Raw genomic sequence first — 18,012 nt, 5'->3', positions numbered from 1 at the left:
GACGTGACAGGAATTTGACAGTCGGCTCGCACCCGGTCCGCGCTTGTGATGCAAGCCAAGCTGGGCTATACCTGCGGCAGGTATTGCAGCGAATCACCCGTGCCTTATCGGTCATGCGCATCGAAGTCGATGGCATCACCATCGAAGGAAGACCATGAAAAACCCCTTGCTCATCGTCGCCGTTGTGCTCGTGGCACTGGTGGCTGCCATCGGCTATTTCAATTGGCAGCGCGGCCACCTGCCGGCTACGCTGCACCCAAGCGCCAGCGCTGCGGCCACAGCGGCGCAGAGTCAGCCAGTCGCCGGGCCGGCCTCGGTGCCGGCATCATCGCCGGCGTCGGCACCGCAACTGGAGTTGCCGCAACAGAACGCGGCCAACTTGCCCAAGCTCGACCAGAGCGATGGCGCCATCGGCCAGGCGCTCGCCGGCCTGATCGGTCACAAGGCCTTTGCGCAATGGCTGATTCCGCATCGCCTCATCCTGCACATCGTCGCCACCATCGACAACCTGCCGCGGCAGCAGGCGCCGGTGAAGGCGTGGCCGGTCGGCCCGGTGCCTGGCTTGTTGCGCACCAGCGGCACGGGCGCGGACCTGGCCATCAGCCCCGACAACGCGCAGCGCTATGCGCCCTATCTGCAAGTTCTGCGGCAGGTCAAGCCGGAACGACTCGTGGAGGTCTACCTGGAGTTCTACCCGCTGTTCCAGCAGGCCTACACCGAATTGGGCTATCCGCACGCCAGCTTCAACAACCGGCTGCTCGTGGTCATCGACAACCTGCTGGCCGCGCCCGAACCCAGGCCGCCGGTGCTGCTGGTGCAGCCGAAAGTGCTGTTTCAGTATGCCGATCCGCGCCTGGAGTCGGCCTCGGTCGGACAGAAAATATTGATGCGCCTGGGCCCTACCGGTGAAACCGAGGTCAAGGCCAAGCTACGCGCCATCCGGCAGGCCTTGCTGGAGAAGATGCGGCCAGGCACATCGACCCCTGCTGGCTGATGGCACGCCCTGCGGCTGGCAGACGTCGGCGGACCCGTGGGCCGACGGCCGCTGCCATGCCACAACGGCTCGCGCCCGCTCAGGGATGCGGTGGGTAGGCGACGTAGATTTCCACGCGCCGGTTCAGCGCCCTGCCTTGCGGCGTGGCGTTGCTGGCCACCGGGTTTTGCGGGCCCATGCCCTGGGTGGCGATGCGCTGCGGTTGCACGCCACGCGATACCAGGTAGTTCTTCACGCTCAAGGCGCGGTTTTCCGACAAGGGGTAATTGATCGCGTCGGTCCCGGTGCTGTCGGTATAGCCCAGAATTTGCACCGATTCGGTCGGGTTCTGCATCAGCCCCGTCGCCAACTGCGTGAGCGCGGGGTACAGGTTGCTGTTGATCTGGGCGCTGCCGGTGGCAAAGCCGGCATCTGCCGGGACATTGATCTTCAGGCGGTTGTCGGCCGTTTGCGTCACCTGCACTCCGGTGCCGGCGGTGGCCTGTTCCATCTGCTGCTTCTGCTTTTCCAGGTGCTGGTTCCACAGATAGCCGCCCAGGGCGCCGACCGCGGCGCCGGCAGCAGCGCCCGTTGCGGCGCTACGGCCGGTGTTTCCGCCCGCCGTCAGAGCGCCAAGGGCGGCGCCCGCCAAAGCACCGATGCCGGCTCCCTGCGCCGTGCTTTTTTGGGATTGATTCATGTCGGCGCAGCCCCCCAAAACCAGGGCGCCGGCCACGGCGATGACAAGCGTTCTTTGCAGCATTTTGATTCTCCTCATGCGGGGTCAAACATCGGCCTGTCAGTTTACCGGGCAGCGTCCGCACAGGCGCCGAAGTCACGCTGGCGCCCGAGCCATCCAGGAAAACCCGAACTAAAGTAGGGTAAGGGGTGTCCCATCCACAACCTCTTGGGAGATCGACCATGCAAGACGCATCACTTGACGCATCGCACAGCCCGGATTTGCGCTGGCGCCTTGAAGACCTGGACTTTGGGCCCATCGACTGCGCCAGCCTGCGCGAGCGCGACGATCTGTTCCTGCTGGTGTGCAGCGCCTCGTTCATTGAAAGCGGCACCGACACCTACACCCGCAACCTGGTCGACTACTTTGCCGATGATGCCGAGATCGGCACTTGGCTGATCGAGCACTGGGAGCCGGAGGAACTGCAGCATGGCCGCGCCTTGAAGGCCTATATCCACCATGTCTGGCCGGAATTCGACTGGGACGGCGCCTATGCCGACTTCTTCAGCGAATACGCCAAGCTCTGCACCGCGGAGCAACTCGAGCCCACGCGCGGCCAGGAAATGGTGGCGCGCTGCATCGTGGAAATGGGCACGACCACCTATTACCAGGCGCTCAACACCGTGTGCGGCGAGCCGGTGCTGCGCGAGCTGACCTGGCATATCCGCAACGACGAGGTGCAGCACTACAAACACTTCTACCACTACTTTCTCAAGTACCGCGAGCGCGAAGCCCTGGGTCGTCCGAAGGTCATGGCGGCGCTGTGGCGACGCGTCGCCGAGCTGCGCCAGAGCGACGCCGACATCGCCCTGCGGCATGCCGCGGCCTGGTATTTCCGCGGCCGCGAACAGCCGCCTTCGTTCAACGCCGTGAGTCGACAGGTATACGCGCTGATGAGCGCGCAATACCCCGTTGACCTGGCCGTGCGCATGGCGCTCAAGCCCCTGCTGCTGGGCGGCCGCATGCAGCGCTGGGCCGAACGCCCACTGGCAGCGGTGGCCCGACGCGTCCTGCTGAACTGAGCCCGATGCCTCCCGGCGCCACGGTGTCAGTTTGACGTCAGCCTGGCGATAAACCTGAGGTGGATGACGCTCGGATCGATACCCGAGAAACGCGATCGGATACTCGGCGCGCGTGGCTTCCAAGGCCTCTCAGCGCGGTCTATAGTGGGTCGGGAGTCGAGGCTTGTGGCGGTCTTTGGTGGCCTGCCGCCGTTGCGCTCGACGCTGGTGGTCTACGAACTGCGGCCAGTCCATCCGAGCTGTGACCGCGACAACAACCGAGGAGACGCAAGATGCAAAAGTCCCTGCATATCGACCCGGACAAGTGCACGGGTTGCCTGCAATGCGAGATGGCCTGCTCGTACGAAAACTACGGCATCTTCAACACCGCCAAGAGCCGCATCAAGGTGTTCGACTTCCACGAAACCGGGCGCAAGGTGCCCTACACCTGCACCCAGTGCGACGAGGCCTGGTGCCTGCACGCCTGCCCGGTCGAAGCCATCAAGCTCGACGCCGCCACCGGCGCCAAGATCGTGCTGGAAGATACTTGCGTGGGCTGCAAGGTCTGCACCATCGCCTGCCCGTTCGGCACGGTGAACTACGTGGCCGATACCGGCAAGGTGCAGAAATGCGACCTGTGCGGCGGCGAGCCGGCCTGCGCCGAGGCCTGCCCCACCGGCGCCATCACCTATGTCGACGCCGACTGGACGGGCTTGTCGCGCATGCAGCAATGGGCCGGCAAGCTGGGCAACCAGAACACTCAAGCCTGAAGGAGACGACCATGACCTGGGCCGGAAAAATTCTGCGCGTGAACCTCACGCAAGGCACCACCAAGAGCGAGCCGCTGAACATGCAGTGGGCGCGCGACTACATCGGCCAGCGCGGGCTGGCGACCAAATACTTCGTCGAGGAGGTCGACGCCAAGGTCGATCCGCTGTCGCCGGACAACAAGATCATCTACGCCACCGGGCCGCTGACCGGCACCATGGTGTCCACCGGCGGGCGCTATTCGGTCATCACCAAAGGGGCGCTGACCGGCGCCATCGCCTGCTCCAACTCCGGCGGCTATTTCGGCGCCGAACTCAAGATGGCGGGCTGGGACATGATCATCGTCGAGGGTAAATCGCCCAAGCCGGTCTACCTCTACATCGAGAACGACAAGGCCGAGCTGCGCGACGCCGCGCCGATCTGGGGCAAGACGGTGTGGGAAACCGAACCCTGGATCAAGAACCATCACCAGGACCCGCTGATTCGTGTCAACTCCATCGGCCGCGCCGGAGAAAACGGCGTGATGTACGCGGCCGTGGTCAACGACCTGCACCGCGCCGCCGGGCGCTCCGGCGTCGGCACCGTCATGGGCAGCAAGAACCTCAAGGCCATCGCGCTGCGCGGCACCCTGGGCGTGGGCCATGTGCGCGACCCCAAGGCCTTCATGGCGGCGGTGAGCGCCGGCAAGAAGGTGCTGCACGACAACGCCGTCACCGGCCAGGGTCTGCCGAAATACGGCACCCAGGTGCTGATGAACGTGATCAACGAAATCGGCGCCCTGCCCACGCGCAACCACCGCGACGTGCAGTTCGACGGCGCCAAGGACATTTCCGGCGAGGCCATGCACGAGCCGCGCAAGTCCGACGGCAAGCCCAACCTCGTCACCAACCAGGCCTGCTTCGGCTGCACCATCGCCTGCGGGCGCATCAGCAAGATCGACGCGCACCACTTCTCCGTGGAGAACAAGCCGCAGTACTGGGGCGCCTCGGGCGGCCTGGAATACGAGGCGGCCTGGGCGCTGGGCGCGGCCAACGGCGTCAACGATCTGGAAGCGCTCACCTACGCCAACTTCATCTGCAACGAGGACGGCATGGACCCGATCACCTTCGGCGCCACCGTGGGCGCGGTGATGGAGCTGTACGACATGGGCCTCATCACCAAGGAGCAGCTCGGCATCGAGGCGCCGTTCGGCTCGGCCAAGGCGCTGGCCTACTTCGCCGAGATCACCGCGCGCGGCGAGGGCTTCGGCAAGGAAATCGGCCTGGGCAGCAAGCGCCTCACCGCCAAGTACGCTCACCCCGAGCTGAGCATGAGCGTCAAGGGGCAGGAGTTCCCGGCCTACGACTCGCGCGGCATTCAGGGCATGGGGCTGGCTTATGCCACGAGCAACCGCGGCGCCTGCCACCTGCGCGGCTACACCGTGGCGTCGGAAGTGCTGGGCATTCCGGTGAAAACCGATCCGCTGGTCACCGAGGGCAAGCCCGAACTGGTGAAGGCCTTCCAGGACGCCACGGCGGTGTTCGACTCGGCCGGCGTGTGCGTGTTCACCACCTTCGCCTGGACCCTGGCCGACCTGCAGCCGCAGCTGGCCGCAGCTTGTGATGAGGGTTTCAGCATGGAGAACCTGAGCACCATCGGCGAGCGCATCTGGAACATGGAGCGCGACTACAACAACCGCGCCGGCTTCACCGCGAAGGACGACACCCTGCCGCCCCGCCTGCTGAAGGAACCGGCCAAAACCGGTCCCGCCAAAGGCATGGTCAACAAGCTGCCGGAAATGCTGCCCAAGTATTACGAGCTGCGCGGCTGGACGCCCGAGGGCACGCTCAAGCCCGAGACGCGGTCGCGGCTCGGCCTGTGAAGAAACGGCGCAAAGTTTCGCTCGCTTTGCTCGCACGATCCTTTGCGCCGTTCTCGTCAGCCAAGCTGGCCTGGGGCGGCCCTGCGCCGGCTTGGAAATGGGGAACCCACATGAACCACCATGTCATCATCGGCAACGGCCCGGCCGGCGTCGTCGCGGCCGAAACCCTGCGCAAGAACGCACCGGCGGCCGACACCATCACCCTGATCGGCGACGAGGACGCGCCGCCGTATTCGCGCATGGCCATTCCCTATCTGCTGCACGGCGACATCACCGAGCGCGGCATCTGGCTGCGCAAAGACCCGCACCATTGGCAGCAGCTCGGCATCGCGCTCAAGCGCGACCGGGTGAAAACCGTGGACCCCGCCGCCAAAGCCCTGGCGCTGGAATTAGGCGGCACGCTGGCCTTCGACACCTTGCTGATCGCCACCGGCTCCAGCCCGGCACTGCCCCCCATCCCCGGCATTCACGCCCAGCGCGTGAACACCTGCTGGACGCTGGACGATGCGCGCGCGATCGAGAAGTTCGCCGTGCCAGGGGCGCGGGTCATCCAGCTCGGCGCCGGCTTCATCGGCTGCATCATCATGGAGTCGCTGGTGCGCCGTCGCGTGCAGCTCACGGTGGTGGAGATGGGCGACCGCATGGTGCCGCGCATGATGGGTGAAACCGCAGGCGGCATGATCCGCGACTGGGTGCAGGCCAAGGGCGTGACGGTGCACACCGGCGCGCGCATCGAATCCATCGAATCCAACCCCGCCGATCTTCAAGCGCCCCTCGCGGTGCGCCTGTCCACGGGTGCGCGTCTGCCCGCCGATCTGGTGATTTCCGCCGCCGGGGTCAAGCCCAATATCGGCTTCCTCGAGGGCTCGGACGTGCGCTGCCTGCAAGGTGTGCTGACCGACGAGCGCATGCAGTCCAATGTCCCCGGCATCTTTGCGGCGGGCGACTGCGCCGAGGCGTTCGACGCGATCTACGGCAAGCCCATCGTCAGCGCCATCCAACCCAATGCCGTCGACCAGGCCTATGTCGCGGCGATGAATATGGCGGGTAAGCACGCCCAGTTGCGCGGCGTGACCCAGATCAACGTGCTCGACACCCTGGGCCTCATCTCCTGCAGCTTCGGCCAGTGGCAGGGCGTTCCCGGCGGCCAGGGCGTGGAGTTGACCGACCGCCCCGGGCATCGCCACTTGAGCCTGCAGTTCGACGGCGACGTCATGGTCGGCAGCAACAGCATCGGCACCACCGCCCACATCGGCGTGCTGCGCGGGCTGGTGGAAGGGCGGGTGAAACTCGGCGGCTGGAAAGACAAGCTGCTGGCCGACCCGACGCGGTTGATGGACGCCTATCTCGCCTGCGCCCAGGCGCAAGACCACCGCAGCCTGCTCGCGGCCTGAGGGTGCCCGAACTGCGCCCTTCCCGGCTTCCTGCGCCAACGTCCTTTCGCACAGCCAGCCTTCCCACCAACACCAGCCCCGTTCCTTCGCCCCGCATGCGTACCGCCCCAGCCGATCAGCCCGCCACCTCCGACGCCGCGCCCGCCAGCGCCACCGCTGTCGCCGCGGCGCAGACGGTGCGCATCCAGCTCAAGCTGATGGCCACGCTCACCGACTACCTGCCGCAGCCGCGCCAGGGCCACCAGATCAGCCTTGAGCTGGCCGCCGGCACCACCATCCAGAACGTGGTCGAACGCTTTCGCCTGCCCTGGCAACTGGTGCATCTGGTGCTGGTGGACGGCGTCTACATCGATCCCGAACATCGCGACACGCGGGCGCTGCTGGACGGCGAAACCCTGGCGATCTGGCCCCCGGTTGCCGGCGGCTGAACCGCATGAGAAAACGCAGGGTCGCTCCTAAGCTTTCTCATCCCCCTGGGGAGGCCTGACGCGTACGCGTCAGGTCCGGGGGCACTCACAAGATGTTCGGCCCCGACGCGCCGGCCAGCGCAACCCTGGACATGGCCATCACCCGCGCCGAATTCGCGCGCCAACTCGCGCAAGCCTTCGGCCCGTTGCAAAGCCCGCCGCCCCATCTCCCCGACATGTTTGCCGGTTGCCACGACGGTTGCGCCTGGCGCATCGCCCTGCACCCGATCCAGCCCGCCCGCCTGGGGCTGATCGTGCTCGAACGCTGGTCGGTGCAGATCGAACTCGATGCGCCAACGCCTGAAATCCGAGCTCGCTGGTGGCGGCGCTTCACCGCGTATTTTCAGAAGGGCGGCGGCTGAAACGCGTTGCCGATGTCGTGACCCGTCCGATGCCCACCACTCACCAGGCTTGAGCGCTTGCATCGCCAGAAGCCGGGCTGAACGGCTGCTGCGCAGCGTCGAGGATGGACGCCAGGATGCCGGGCAATTCGAACACCGCGCGGTTGCGGTAGGCGGCCACGCGTTCGCGGTAAGCCGGCAGCGCGGCGAGCAGTTCGGGCAGCGCGGCGTCGATGCCGCGAAAGCTGCGCAGCACCAGACCGAAGCCGTTGTCGCGCACCCAGTCGGTGTTGTAGCGCTCCTGCGGCATGGTCCAGGCGTTGCGCGCGACGACCACGGGCAGGCCGAGCTGCAGGGCTTCGCTCAAGGCGCCAGGGCCGGGTTTGCCGATGAAAAAGTCACCCAGGCGCATCCACTCGGCCACGTCCGGCGTGAAGCCCAGAATCAGGCGCGGCGCCGTGGCCGGCAGGGCGCGCAGCTTGTCGGCAAGCCTGGCATTGTGGCCGCACATCACAATGAGTTGCACCTCGGGCAGGCGCTGGGCGATGCCCAGCATGCTGCGCGAGCCGTGGCCGCCGAACATCACCACGCCGGTGGGACGGGCCGGGTCCAGGCCCAGGGCTTGCAGCCGCGCGGCGCGGTCGAAGCTGGCGGGCTCGCAGTAGAAATCCGGCCGGATGATCATGCCCGATGTGGGGTGGATGTACGCCGCTGGATGGCCGGCCTCGCGGGCCTGTTGCACGGCGCGGGCGCTGCCGCAAACCACATGCTGGGCCAGCCCGGGTTCGATCCAGAAATGCGGCGGATGATCGGCCAGATCGGTCAGCACGGTCACAAAAGGCACGCCCGGCAGGCTGGCCGCGAGGCTCTCGCAGAGAGCGCGGTTGAAGTTGGGGATGAGCGAGACCACCATGTCCGGCTCGGTGCGCAGCCAATACTGCTGCAGGGACTTGAGCATGGGCTGGTGCGCTAGGCGGATGAGCGCCTGCAGCAGCTTGAGTTCCTGCGCCAGGCCCAGCGTCAGGCCGTGCGCCAGACGCTTGTTGTACAGGTCTTCCGGGGCGATGCCGGTGAGCTTGCGAAAACTGCTCTGCGGGTCGAGCACCTCGGTGAGATTGACCAGCCGCACGGTCCAGCCCAGGCCGCTTGCGGCGATCGCCTGCTGCAGTGCCAGGGCCGAGGCGCGGTGGCCGCCGCCGGCGTTGAAGTAGACGAGATCGACGCTGGGCATGGGCGGTGCTCTCTTGGCGCGGCGCGGGCAGCGGCGTCAACCACCCGCCTCAGGCGGCCAGGCCTTCGGCCTCGTCCTCGCCGGGGTTCTCCAGGCTGAAGACATCGGCGTTGTCATCGTAGGCATAGACCTCGGCGTAGCGGCCCCAGTCGATGGCGGTGTCGAGCACGCGCTCGGCTTCTTCCTCGCTGAAATGGTCTTCCAGTTCGTTGCGAAAGCGCGCGCCGGGTGCGAGGTGGTTGTGGCGCTCGTCGAGCACGGCGCGAATGCGCGCGGCCAACGGCACGCGGTCGATGAGGTGGCGCGCGAACAGGGACTTGCGCTCCTGCACATCGGCCTCGACGAAGACGCGGCCGGCGGGGGTGAGTTCGATGTCGCCCTCCAGCACCTGGGCGAAACCGAGCAGCTCCACCGCCTCGATCAGCGGGAACAGATCGTCCACCGAGAAGTGCATGTCCTCGGCCAGCTCGGGCAGGCTGATGCGGCTGTTGCCGCTGCCCTGCTCCAGCGAAACCAGTTCTTCGAGCAGGCCGGCGATCTGGTTCATCGACACATGCGGCAGGCGGTGGCCGATGCTGATGGCGCCGCGCTGCGCCACATTCACGCTGGCGGCGGGGCGGGCGGTCATGATGCCGTAGATATGCTCGACCAGATCGCGGAACTCCTGCGACTCGCGGTCGCGCGGCTGCGGCAACTGCACCGGAATGTCGGCGCGCACGCGCCCGGGATTGGAGCCGAGGATGAGAATGCGGTCGGCCATCAGCACCGCTTCCTCGATGTTGTGCGACACCAGCAAAATGCCGCGTGTGGGAATCTTGCGCTCGGCCCAGAGGTCGAGCAGGTCGGTGCGCAGGGTCTCGGAGGTGAGCACGTCCAGTGCCGAGAACGGCTCGTCCATCAGCAGCACATCGGGGTTGATGACCAGGGCCCGGGCGAAACCCACGCGCTGGCGCATGCCGCCCGACAGCTCGCGCGGATAGGCCGACTCGAAGCCGTCCAGGCCGATCAGGTCGATGGCGGCGAGCGCACGCTGCCTGCGCTCGGCCGGCGGCACTTTGAGCGCCTCCAGCCCCAGCTCGACGTTCTGCAGCACCGTGAGCCAGGGGAACAGGGCGAAGCTCTGGAACACCATGGCCAGCCCCGGCACCGGGCCGTCGATGGGGCGGCCGCGATGCAGCAGGGCGCCGCCGCTGGACGGAATCAGCCCGGCGAGCATGCGCAGCAGGGTCGATTTACCCGAGCCGGAACGCCCCAGCAGCACCAGGATTTCACCCTCGCGCAGGTGCATATTCATGTCGTCGAGGATGAGCAGATCGGTGCCGTCTGGCGCCTTGAAGGCCTTGCGCACATGCTCGGCGCGGAAGATGTCGACACCCTCGTGCGGCTGCGGCGCAAGCCCGGGGGCGGCCTCGGCCGCGGTGGGCTGGGGATGCAGGGTTTGCGGAACGGCGGCCATGGGTCTTGTCTCCGTGCGGTGCGGCTTCAGGTGCGGCAATCAGCGCACTCAGTCCAGGCGCACGCGGCGCACGGACAACTCGTACAAACGGTGCCAGAATAAACGATTGATCAGGATCACATAGAGCGACATCACGCCCACGCCAAGGGCAATCTGCGCGCTCCGGCCCTGCGCCGTGGCCTGGCTGATGAAGGCGCCCAATCCGGTGGCCACCAGGGTCTTGTCGCCCCAGCTGACCACTTCGGCAACGATGCTGGCGTTCCACGCCCCGCCCGAGGCCGTGATGGCGCCGGTGACGAAGCCGGGAAACACCCCCGGCAGATACAGCCGCTTCCACAGCAGCCAACCGCGCAATCCCAAATTTTGCGCGGCTTCGCGCATGTCGGATGGAATGGCCGACGCCGCCCCCACGACCGAAAACAAGATGTACCACATGCTGCCGAGAACCATCAGCGGGGCGCTGAACACGTTCACGTTCAAATGCCAGTGGACGATGGCCACCACCACCAGCGGGAACAGCAGATTGGCCGGGAAGGCGGCGAGAAACTGCGCCAGCGGCTGCGCCGCCTGTGCCCAGCGCGGCCGCAGCCCGATCCACACGCCCACGGGCACCCAGATCAGCGCCGACAGCGCCACCAGCACGAACACCTTGAAGCCGGTGATGAGGCCCAGCCACAGCACATGGCCCACCAGCGGCCAGCCAAAGTCGCGCGGCAGCACTTGCACCAGCCGCACCACGGCCCACACGGCGATCACCACCACGGCGGCATAGAACACGCCGTCGCCCCAGCGCCGGCGCGCGGCAGGCGCTGGCGCTTTCTGCGCCACGCGCGGACTCAGGCGCACCGTCAATTCCCACAGCGCCGCGGGGATCACCGCGAGTTGACGCAGCACACGGGTGCGTCTCAAGTAGTCGAGCACGGCCGAGCGCGGAGCCTCGCCGGAGGACGTCATTTCGAACTTGAACTTGTCGGCCCAGGCGACGATGGGGCGGAACATCAGCGTGTCGTACAGCAGGATGATGACGATCATCGCGCCGATGGCCCAGCCGATGGCGCCGAGGTCTTTCGCCTCGATGGCCCGGGCGATGTAGGAGCCGATGCCGGGGACGGTGACCGTCTGGTGCGCCACGGTGATGGCCTCCGACGCCACGACGAAAAACCAGCCGCCCGACATCGACATCATCGTGTTCCACAACAGCCCGGGCATGGCAAACGGCAGCTCCAGCTTCCAGAATCGCTGCCAGGCGTTGAGGCGGTACAGCGTGGCGGCTTCCTGCAGGTCGCGTGGCACGGTTTTCAGCGACTGGTACAGGCTGAAGGTCATGTTCCAGGCCTGCGAGGTGAACACGGCGAAGATCACCGCCAGTTGCACCCCCACCAGACTGCCCGGAAACAGCGCCATGAAGCCGGTGACGGTGATGGACAAATAGCCCAGGATGGGCACCGACTGCAGCACGTCCAGCACCGGCACCAAAAGACGCTCGGCGTAGCGGTTGTGCGCCGCCAGCCAGGCGTAGCCCAGGGTGAAGACGAAAGACACCACCAGCGCCGCCAGCATGCGCAGCACGGTGTACAAGCCATACTCGGGCAGGGCCGTGGGCGAGAGCGAGATGGGGATGTTCTGCCCCAGCCGATAGGGCACCGCCATCTGGTGCCCGGCATGGCTGACGATGAAGAACAGGGCGATGACCAGCGGCAACGCGATCAGGTCGCGTCGGTTGGGCACGGGCAGCGGCAGGCGGCGCAGGGCGAATGACATGGGTGTGCGGGCGGGCACCGGGCCGCCAAGGCGCGGCCGGTGAACCTTGCAGTCTATCGGCAGCATTGTGACAAGGCGGTGGCGTCTGATGAGAAAGCGCAGGGCCGCCAGCGCCTGTGGGCTGCGATGCAAAGGCGAATGTTCCGCGTTCCGCCCCGACGTGAAAGCGTCATGCCGGCCATGCACAATCCGTCTGCGGCGCCAAGGCTTAGCCCAAGCGAAAGCCTTGGCCCGATGGACGCTCGGCCCCCACAATCCCTGACTCATGCACATACGCCGTTACCTCTACGTCTCGCTCGCCACCGCAGTGCTGGTGATCGCGCTCAAGATGCTGGCTTTCCGGCTGACCGGCTCGGTGGGCTTTCTGTCGGATGCGATGGAGTCGATGGTGAACGTGGTGGCCGCAGGCTTCGCGCTGCTCATGGTCAGCATCGCCGGCCGCCCGCCGGATGCCGACCACCCCTACGGCCACTCCAAGGCGGAGTACTTCTCCAGCGGCATCGAGGGTCTGCTCATCGGCGTGGCCGCGGTGCTCATCGTCGTCGAGGCTGCGCAGCGGCTGATGGCGCCGCAACCGGTGGAGTCGGTGCCGCTGGGTGTGGCGCTCATCGCCCTGGCCACCGCCATCAACGCCGGCGTGGCCTGGTGGATGCTGCAGGGCGCCAAGCGCCTGCGCTCCATCGCGCTGGAGGCGGACGGCCGCCATCTGCTCACCGACGTGTGGACCAGCTTCGGCGTCATCGTCGGCGTGGTGCTGGTGCCCATCACCGGCTGGCTCTGGCTCGACCCGCTGGTCGGCATTGCCGTGGCCTTGCACATCCTGCGCGAGGCCTACAGCCTGGTGGCGCGCTCGGTGGACGGGCTGATGGACAAATCCCTGCCGGACGACGATCTGGTCGCGGTGGAGCAGGTGCTGGTGCGCTACCGCAGCAAGGAGATGCGCTTCGACCATGTGCGCACCCGCCGCGCCGGCACCCGCCGCTTCGTCAGCATGCACCTGCACATGCCGGCGCAGTGGACCCTGGGCCGCGCCGCACATTGCCGGCTGACGGTGGAAAAAGCGCTGATGGACGCCATTCCCGGCATCGGCGTCACGATTGAAACCCTGCCGCAGGACGAGGAAACCCACCAGGAGGAATGCGGCCAGCCGAACGCCACCGCCAAATTGCCCGAATGACGCCCCACAGTCCGTTGCGCCCGTTGCAGCCGCCGCCCCCGGCGACAACAAGGCCGCAGCAAAACCCCCGCGAAGCCACGACGCCAGGCCCTCAAACCAGGGCTGCGCGGGTGCGTTCGCTGCGCTAAATTCGAGCCAGGGTTGACGCACACCCGCCGCCACACGGCCCCGACGACAGCCCCATCGCGCATCCACTTCTTGCGCCACACCACGACACCTCGACCCCCTGCCCAGAACCGGAGTCCACCATGCAACTCAGCAGCCAGTCTTTCCAGGACCAGCAAGCCATTCCGATCCAGTTCGCGTTCTGCAAACCGTCCGCGGTGGGCCATGTGGCCCTGTCGGACAACCGCAACCCGCAACTGGCCTGGAGCGGGGTGCCGGCCGGCACGCAAAGCTTCGTCCTCATCAGCCACGATCCGGACGTGCCCAGTCGCGCCGACGATGTCAACCTCGACGGCCGCACCGTGCCCGCCGACTTGCCGCGGGTGGATTTTTTCCATTGGGTGCTGGTCGACATTCCGCCGGACTGGCGCGCCATTGCCGAAGGCGCGATGAGCGCCGGCGTGACCCCGCGCGGTAAGCAGCCGCTGGCCGAATCCGCGCCGCGCCACGGCATCAACGACTACACCGCCTGGTTCCAGGGCGACCAGGACATGGCCGGGCTGTACTACGGCTACGACGGCCCCTGCCCACCGTGGAACGATGCGCTGCTGCACCACTACATCTTCACGCTCTACGCGCTGGACGTGGCGCATTGCGCGGTGGACGGCGCATTCACCGGCCAGCAGGTGCGCGCCGCCATCGCCGGCCATGTCTTGGCGCAGGCCAGCATCAGCGGCACCTACACCCTCAACCCGGCTTTGCTGCACGCCGCCTGAAGGCGGGGCCGGAACCGGGGGCCGGGCCCTAAACTGCGCCGCTGCGCCCCGCAACGCCACGCCATCTGCCAGCCCACTGCCATGACCCAGGACAGCATCAGCCCGAAGAAACCGCTCAACGTGCAATGGCAGGGGCTCATCGGCATCGGCGTCGGCATCCTGGTGCTGGTCATCATCCTCGGCCTGCTGCGCTGGCGCCGCGACGGCCTGCCGGTCGACCCCGCCGAGCTGGAGATGAGCGCCTCCACACCTTGCATGGCGCAGGCCATCAACGCCGCCACCGTTGGTGGCAAGCCCATCACCTACAGCCAGCTCGACAAGCTCAAGGCCCAGTGCGGGCAATGAGCTTGTCCCTCACCCCTTACTTCTTGCCCTTGATGCCGTCGATATAGTCGGCGATGACGGCAACCTGGTCCTCGGGGATGGGCGCCTTGAAGACGTTCTTCATCTTGTTGACCTCCACCAGCCAGGCGGCCTTGCCCAGATCGGGCTGGTTCATCACCATGCCGACCGAGTGGCACATCAGGCAGTAGCTGTTGGCGGCCTTGGCGCCGGCCGAGTCGCCCGGGAACACGCGCGTGCTTTCGGGCAGCTTGACGCTGGTGCTTTTGAGGGTGACGGCCTGGGCCGGGCTGGTCAGCAGCAAGGCCGTGGCGGCGAATGCGGCAAGCGCCAGGCCGAGTGCTGTGATGCGTTGTCTGTTGTTCATGCGGGTCTCCTCGTTCAAACGGCCATCACGGGGGTGGTTTCCACCACGTTGCGCATGAAGCCGCCCGGGTTCCAGTTCGGCGTCATGGGCTGCTGCAGGCCGTCGCTATTGGTGCAGCGGGCCATCAGCGTTTGCGCGCCCTTGTCCAGCTTCACATGCGTGGTCCATTGGCGGAAGCTGTATTTGCCGTAGTCCTTGCCGAGTTGGGTCGGCATCCAGGTCTTGCCGCCGTCGATCGACAGCTCCACCATCTTCACCCCGGTGTCGCCACCGAAAGCGATGCCGCGCACCAGTTCGGGCCGGCCCGCCGGCACCTTCGCGCCCGTCGTGAGATTGGTGACGAAGGAGCGCGGCACCATTTTGTTGATGGGCACGAACTTCACGTCTTTCTCGCCCGGCGTCATGTTCGCCTGCGGCCAGTTGTCGGGGATGGTGTAGGCCGGATGCATCCAGAAATTGGTGTCCTCGTGGTCGAGCACGGTGATGTGCTGCAGCATCTTGGTCCAGTACGTGGCGTACCAGCCGGGGACGATGAGGCGGAACGGAAAGCCATTGAGCAGCGGCAGCGCCTGGCCGTTCATTTCCCAGGCGATCATCACTTCGCCATCGCGGGCATGGTCCACGTTGAGCGATTTCTTCAGGTTCGGCGCGGTGGGAATCACCGGCCGCTCGGAGCCCTCGAACTGCACCTGCACCGCGCCGGGTTTGACGCCGGCTTCGTCGAGCACGTCCTTGAGCCGCACGCCCACCCAGCGGGCATTGCCCATGGCGCCATTGCTCCACTCGCCGCCGGCCACGCGCGGCTGGAAGTAGCCACGCGAATTGCCGGAGCACTGGTTCACCGCCGCCAGTTCCACATGCTTGAACTTGCGCATGAGGTCGAACACGGTGAACTTGAGTTCCTGGTTCACATGCCCGCTGATGGTCACGGTATGGGTCTTGGGGTCCATGTGCGTGGGAATGTCGGCCCAGTGCCAGCGCACGTAAAACTCGTTGACCGGGGTGAACACACCCTTGTCGTAGACCGAGAACGGCGTCTCCAGCAACGGCGGGCGGGTGCGCTGCAAAATCATCGTGCCCTTTTGCGGGAAGGCGTTGGTGAGACGTCGCTCATCCGGCCCGCCGGGCAGCGGCAGCTTGACCATGTCGGCGGCCAATGCGCTGCGCGCCAGCAGCGCGGAGCCTAGGCCAAGCGCGCCAGCCTGCAACAATTGCCGACGCACAATGGTGTCGATTTCGGGTTTCTTGGATGTCATGATGAATGCCTCCTCCGGGTTCACTCGGCCACTGCGGGCCTGGAATCCGCCCAAGTGGCGGATGGATGCATTTCAGGTTGTTTCGCGGCCGAACACAAACCACTGTTTTCGATGGAATCAATCAAGTTTTCTGGGCAGTGAGTTGCCAGCCTGGCTTTCTTTGGCGCACATCGTTCAACGTGCACATATGCGCGATGGTGCATAAACGAGTCTGCATGCGGTTCCGGGGTTGATGCGCGTGTGCTGCGCTGGAGAGAATCGGGTCTGGCGAAGGCTACTGCCACCTGTATTACTTTATATTTAAGTAGATATAACGCATACCGAGTAGAGTTACAGCGAGTCACATCTTTCGCAAGCCGTCATGGGGAACCCGTTCATCTCGACTGCACCCTGCCAGCGCATCGCTCACCGCGGCGGCGGCTGGCTGGCTCCCGAAAACACGCTCGCCGGATTCAAAGCCGGCCTGCAGGCAGGTTTCAGTGCCTTTGAATGCGATGTCAAACTGAGCGCCGACGGCGTCCCCTTCCTGCTGCACGACGACCTGCTCGGCCGCACCACCGAGGCCAGCGGCCGCGCCAGCTGGCAGCCCTGGGAACGGCTGGCGCGGCTTGATGCGGGCGCCGCGTTCAAACCGCGCTTTGCTGGCGAGCGCCCCCCGGCAGGAGTCCGCTTGCGCACGGCTGGGGGCTCAGATCAGCGCATTCCATCGCTGGAAAGCGTGGCGGCGTTACTGGCCGGACAGGACATCTGGCTCAATCTGGAAATCAAGCCCGATGCCGACGCCAGCGCCGCGCAGCAAGCCGACTGGGGCGCTCGCATCGCCCAGGCTGCGGCTAGGCTCTGGACCGATGCCGCGCAGCCGCCCTGTCTGTCTTCATTCTCCATCCCGGCCTTGCAGGGCGCGCTGCGCACGGCGCCCCAACTGCCCCGCGCCTGGCTGTGCGCAGCCTTGCCGCAGCACTGGCGCGAGGCCGCGCAAACCCTGGCGCTGCAGGCCCTCCACCTCGATGCCAGGGCGTGCACGCCAGAGCTGGTGCATACCGTGCACGCCGCCGCTTTGCGACTGCGCCTCTACACCGTGAACGACGCAGCCGCGCAGGCGCAGTGGTGCGCGGCGGGTGTCGATGGCCTGTTCACCGACGCGCTCGACCTCGGCCCAGCACCCTCGCCAGCGGCCGCCTTCGACTCATGAGCGAACCTTCCCGCCTGGGCATTTTGTGTGCCATGCAGCCCGAGCAGCAGATGCTGCTGCAACAACTCATCCCCACGCAGCCGCAGCGGCTGCACGGCAAGCGCGTTTATCACCGCGGCCGGCTGCACGGGCACGAGGTGGTGATGGCGCTGTCCGGCATCGGCAAGGTCGCAGCCGCGACCAGCGCCACCAGCCTGATCGCCGAGTTCGGCTGCGACGCCCTGCTGTTCACCGGCACCGCCGGCGGTTTGGACGCGGCGGTCAAGATCGGCGACATCGTCGTCGCCCGCGACCTGCTGCAGCACGACCTCGACGCCTCGCCGTTGTTCCCGCGCTACGAGGTGCCCCTCACCGGCACCAGCCGCTTCGCCGCCGATGCCCTCTGGTCGGCGCGTTTGCTGCTCGCCGCGCAGGCCGCCATCGCCGGGGCCTTGCATGGCGCCGCCGGGCAGGCGCGCCTGAAGCTGCTGGGCATCGATGCACCGCGCGTGCATCACGGCCTGTTGCTGAGCGGCGACCGCTTCGTCGCCGGCCCGGCTGACGCACAACGCCTGCGCGCAGCCCTGCCCGACGCGCTGGCGGTGGACATGGAAAGCGCCGCCGTGGCGCAAGTGTGCGCCGACTACGGCGTGGCCTTCGCCGCGGTGCGCAGCATCTCCGACCGCGCCGACGCCGGCGCCCACCTGGATTTCGACCGCTTCACCACCGAAGTGGCGCGGCATTACAGCGCCGAGGTGCTGCGCCTGGCCTTGCTGCCGGGCTGAGGCCTGCAAGACCCTTTTTCGGCCTGCAACGTGAATGTGTT

General features: G+C 66.6%; 18 protein-coding genes. 12 read left to right on the top strand and 6 right to left on the bottom strand.

From position 1 onward, the window contains the following. Positions 1 to 154: 154 nt before the first annotated feature. Entirely contained in the window at positions 155 to 994 is an 840-nt protein-coding gene (locus THIX_RS03775; RefSeq protein WP_112485033.1) for a DUF3014 domain-containing protein, read from the top strand. 79 nt (positions 995 to 1,073) lie between these two features. On the opposite strand, the gene THIX_RS03770 is transcribed toward THIX_RS03775, so the two are convergent. Next, a complete protein-coding gene (locus THIX_RS03770; RefSeq protein WP_233224383.1) occupies positions 1,074 to 1,736 on the bottom strand; it encodes an OmpA family protein in 663 nt (220 codons plus the stop codon). Positions 1,737 to 1,894: 158 nt separating this feature from the next. Between THIX_RS03770 and THIX_RS03765 the strand changes: the two genes are divergently transcribed. From THIX_RS03765 to THIX_RS03740, 6 genes are all read left to right on the top strand, one after another. Further along, on the top strand, positions 1,895 to 2,734 hold the full coding sequence (locus THIX_RS03765) for a ferritin-like domain-containing protein (RefSeq protein WP_112485029.1): 840 nt from the start codon (positions 1,895 to 1,897) through the stop codon (positions 2,732 to 2,734). Positions 2,735 to 3,006: 272 nt separating this feature from the next. Next, complete coding sequence (locus THIX_RS03760; RefSeq protein ID WP_112485027.1) at positions 3,007 to 3,483, top strand: 4Fe-4S dicluster domain-containing protein; 477 nt, start codon at positions 3,007 to 3,009, stop codon at positions 3,481 to 3,483. A gap of 11 nt (positions 3,484 to 3,494) precedes the next feature. Continuing rightward, a complete protein-coding gene (locus THIX_RS03755; RefSeq protein ID WP_112485025.1) occupies positions 3,495 to 5,342 on the top strand; it encodes an aldehyde ferredoxin oxidoreductase family protein in 1,848 nt (615 codons plus the stop codon). Positions 5,343 to 5,452: 110 nt separating this feature from the next. Beyond that, positions 5,453 to 6,736 carry an NAD(P)/FAD-dependent oxidoreductase gene (locus THIX_RS03750; protein WP_112485023.1) on the top strand — a complete coding sequence of 428 codons (1,284 nt, stop codon included), beginning with the start codon at positions 5,453 to 5,455 and terminating at the stop codon, positions 6,734 to 6,736. A gap of 95 nt (positions 6,737 to 6,831) precedes the next feature. After that, positions 6,832 to 7,164 (top strand): MoaD/ThiS family protein, encoded by a 333-nt coding sequence (locus THIX_RS03745; RefSeq protein ID WP_371412871.1) that lies wholly within the window; start codon positions 6,832 to 6,834, stop codon positions 7,162 to 7,164. Positions 7,165 to 7,256: 92 nt separating this feature from the next. Next, on the top strand, positions 7,257 to 7,565 hold the full coding sequence (locus tag THIX_RS03740; RefSeq protein WP_112485021.1) for a hypothetical protein: 309 nt from the start codon (positions 7,257 to 7,259) through the stop codon (positions 7,563 to 7,565). Positions 7,566 to 7,605: 40 nt separating this feature from the next. Here THIX_RS03740 and THIX_RS03735 read toward each other — a convergent pair whose 3' ends face one another. From THIX_RS03735 to THIX_RS03725, 3 genes are read right to left on the bottom strand one after another with little or no spacing between them, the layout of a single operon-like run. After that, positions 7,606 to 8,775, bottom strand: coding sequence for a galactosyldiacylglycerol synthase (locus THIX_RS03735; protein WP_112485019.1), 1,170 nt, complete (start codon positions 8,773 to 8,775; stop codon positions 7,606 to 7,608). 49 nt (positions 8,776 to 8,824) lie between these two features. Beyond that, positions 8,825 to 10,231: an AAA-associated domain-containing protein gene (locus THIX_RS03730; RefSeq protein ID WP_233224382.1), complete on the bottom strand. Its 1,407-nt coding sequence runs from the start codon at positions 10,229 to 10,231 to the stop codon at positions 8,825 to 8,827. Positions 10,232 to 10,279: 48 nt separating this feature from the next. Continuing rightward, positions 10,280 to 11,992: an ABC transporter permease subunit gene (locus THIX_RS03725; protein WP_112488134.1), complete on the bottom strand. Its 1,713-nt coding sequence runs from the start codon at positions 11,990 to 11,992 to the stop codon at positions 10,280 to 10,282. A 265-nt stretch (positions 11,993 to 12,257) separates the two neighbouring features. On the opposite strand from THIX_RS03725, the gene THIX_RS03720 reads away from it, so the two are divergent. The 3 genes from THIX_RS03720 to THIX_RS03710 all read left to right on the top strand — a co-directional run bounded on the left by THIX_RS03720 (position 12,258) and on the right by THIX_RS03710 (position 14,395). Beyond that, a complete protein-coding gene (locus THIX_RS03720; protein WP_112485018.1) occupies positions 12,258 to 13,169 on the top strand; it encodes a cation diffusion facilitator family transporter in 912 nt (303 codons plus the stop codon). Positions 13,170 to 13,417: 248 nt separating this feature from the next. After that, complete coding sequence (locus THIX_RS03715) at positions 13,418 to 14,050, top strand: YbhB/YbcL family Raf kinase inhibitor-like protein (RefSeq protein WP_112485016.1); 633 nt, start codon at positions 13,418 to 13,420, stop codon at positions 14,048 to 14,050. 81 nt (positions 14,051 to 14,131) lie between these two features. Continuing rightward, the gene (locus tag THIX_RS03710; protein WP_112485014.1) at positions 14,132 to 14,395 is read left to right on the top strand and encodes a hypothetical protein; all 264 of its coding nucleotides are present in this window, start codon (positions 14,132 to 14,134) and stop codon (positions 14,393 to 14,395) included. A gap of 16 nt (positions 14,396 to 14,411) precedes the next feature. Here the strand turns inward: THIX_RS03710 and THIX_RS03705 are convergent, their stop codons facing one another. Then, on the bottom strand, positions 14,412 to 14,759 hold the full coding sequence (locus THIX_RS03705) for a cytochrome c (protein WP_233224381.1): 348 nt from the start codon (positions 14,757 to 14,759) through the stop codon (positions 14,412 to 14,414). A gap of 14 nt (positions 14,760 to 14,773) precedes the next feature. Then, positions 14,774 to 16,015: a molybdopterin-dependent oxidoreductase gene (locus THIX_RS03700; RefSeq protein WP_112488133.1), complete on the bottom strand. Its 1,242-nt coding sequence runs from the start codon at positions 16,013 to 16,015 to the stop codon at positions 14,774 to 14,776. Between the two features lie 361 nt (positions 16,016 to 16,376). On the opposite strand from THIX_RS03700, the gene THIX_RS03695 reads away from it, so the two are divergent. Continuing rightward, positions 16,377 to 17,207 (top strand): glycerophosphodiester phosphodiesterase family protein, encoded by an 831-nt coding sequence (locus THIX_RS03695; RefSeq protein ID WP_112485012.1) that lies wholly within the window; start codon positions 16,377 to 16,379, stop codon positions 17,205 to 17,207. Continuing rightward, complete coding sequence (locus THIX_RS03690) at positions 17,204 to 17,971, top strand: 5'-methylthioadenosine/adenosylhomocysteine nucleosidase (protein WP_112485010.1); 768 nt, start codon at positions 17,204 to 17,206, stop codon at positions 17,969 to 17,971. The genes THIX_RS03695 and THIX_RS03690 overlap by 4 nt, the downstream gene beginning before the upstream one ends. The last annotated feature ends 41 nt before the right edge of the window (positions 17,972 to 18,012 follow it).

This window comes from Thiomonas sp. X19, from assembly GCF_900089495.1.
Taxonomy (GTDB): domain Bacteria; phylum Pseudomonadota; class Gammaproteobacteria; order Burkholderiales; family Burkholderiaceae_C; genus Thiomonas_A.
Note: the sequence above shows the minus strand (reverse complement) of the source record. Positions and strands in the feature narration are given on the sequence as shown.

Excerpts from the sequence above, each read along its gene's own strand:
- THIX_RS03775 (WP_112485033.1), top strand. The coding sequence starts at position 155 with ATGAAAAACCCCTTGCTCATCGTCGCCGTTGTGCTCGTGGCACTGGTG.
- THIX_RS03770 (WP_233224383.1), bottom strand. The coding sequence starts at position 1,736 with ATGCTGCAAAGAACGCTTGTCATCGCCGTGGCCGGCGCCCTGGTTTTG.
- THIX_RS03765 (WP_112485029.1), top strand. The coding sequence starts at position 1,895 with ATGCAAGACGCATCACTTGACGCATCGCACAGCCCGGATTTGCGCTGG.
- THIX_RS03760 (WP_112485027.1), top strand. The coding sequence starts at position 3,007 with ATGCAAAAGTCCCTGCATATCGACCCGGACAAGTGCACGGGTTGCCTG.
- THIX_RS03755 (WP_112485025.1), top strand. The coding sequence starts at position 3,495 with ATGACCTGGGCCGGAAAAATTCTGCGCGTGAACCTCACGCAAGGCACC.
- THIX_RS03750 (WP_112485023.1), top strand. The coding sequence starts at position 5,453 with ATGAACCACCATGTCATCATCGGCAACGGCCCGGCCGGCGTCGTCGCG.
- THIX_RS03745 (WP_371412871.1), top strand. The coding sequence starts at position 6,832 with ATGCGTACCGCCCCAGCCGATCAGCCCGCCACCTCCGACGCCGCGCCC.
- THIX_RS03740 (WP_112485021.1), top strand. The coding sequence starts at position 7,257 with ATGTTCGGCCCCGACGCGCCGGCCAGCGCAACCCTGGACATGGCCATC.
- THIX_RS03735 (WP_112485019.1), bottom strand. The coding sequence starts at position 8,775 with ATGCCCAGCGTCGATCTCGTCTACTTCAACGCCGGCGGCGGCCACCGC.
- THIX_RS03730 (WP_233224382.1), bottom strand. The coding sequence starts at position 10,231 with ATGGCCGCCGTTCCGCAAACCCTGCATCCCCAGCCCACCGCGGCCGAG.
- THIX_RS03725 (WP_112488134.1), bottom strand. The coding sequence starts at position 11,992 with ATGTCATTCGCCCTGCGCCGCCTGCCGCTGCCCGTGCCCAACCGACGC.
- THIX_RS03720 (WP_112485018.1), top strand. The coding sequence starts at position 12,258 with ATGCACATACGCCGTTACCTCTACGTCTCGCTCGCCACCGCAGTGCTG.
- THIX_RS03715 (WP_112485016.1), top strand. The coding sequence starts at position 13,418 with ATGCAACTCAGCAGCCAGTCTTTCCAGGACCAGCAAGCCATTCCGATC.
- THIX_RS03710 (WP_112485014.1), top strand. The coding sequence starts at position 14,132 with ATGACCCAGGACAGCATCAGCCCGAAGAAACCGCTCAACGTGCAATGG.
- THIX_RS03705 (WP_233224381.1), bottom strand. The coding sequence starts at position 14,759 with ATGAACAACAGACAACGCATCACAGCACTCGGCCTGGCGCTTGCCGCA.
- THIX_RS03700 (WP_112488133.1), bottom strand. The coding sequence starts at position 16,015 with ATGACATCCAAGAAACCCGAAATCGACACCATTGTGCGTCGGCAATTG.
- THIX_RS03695 (WP_112485012.1), top strand. The coding sequence starts at position 16,377 with ATGGGGAACCCGTTCATCTCGACTGCACCCTGCCAGCGCATCGCTCAC.
- THIX_RS03690 (WP_112485010.1), top strand. The coding sequence starts at position 17,204 with ATGAGCGAACCTTCCCGCCTGGGCATTTTGTGTGCCATGCAGCCCGAG.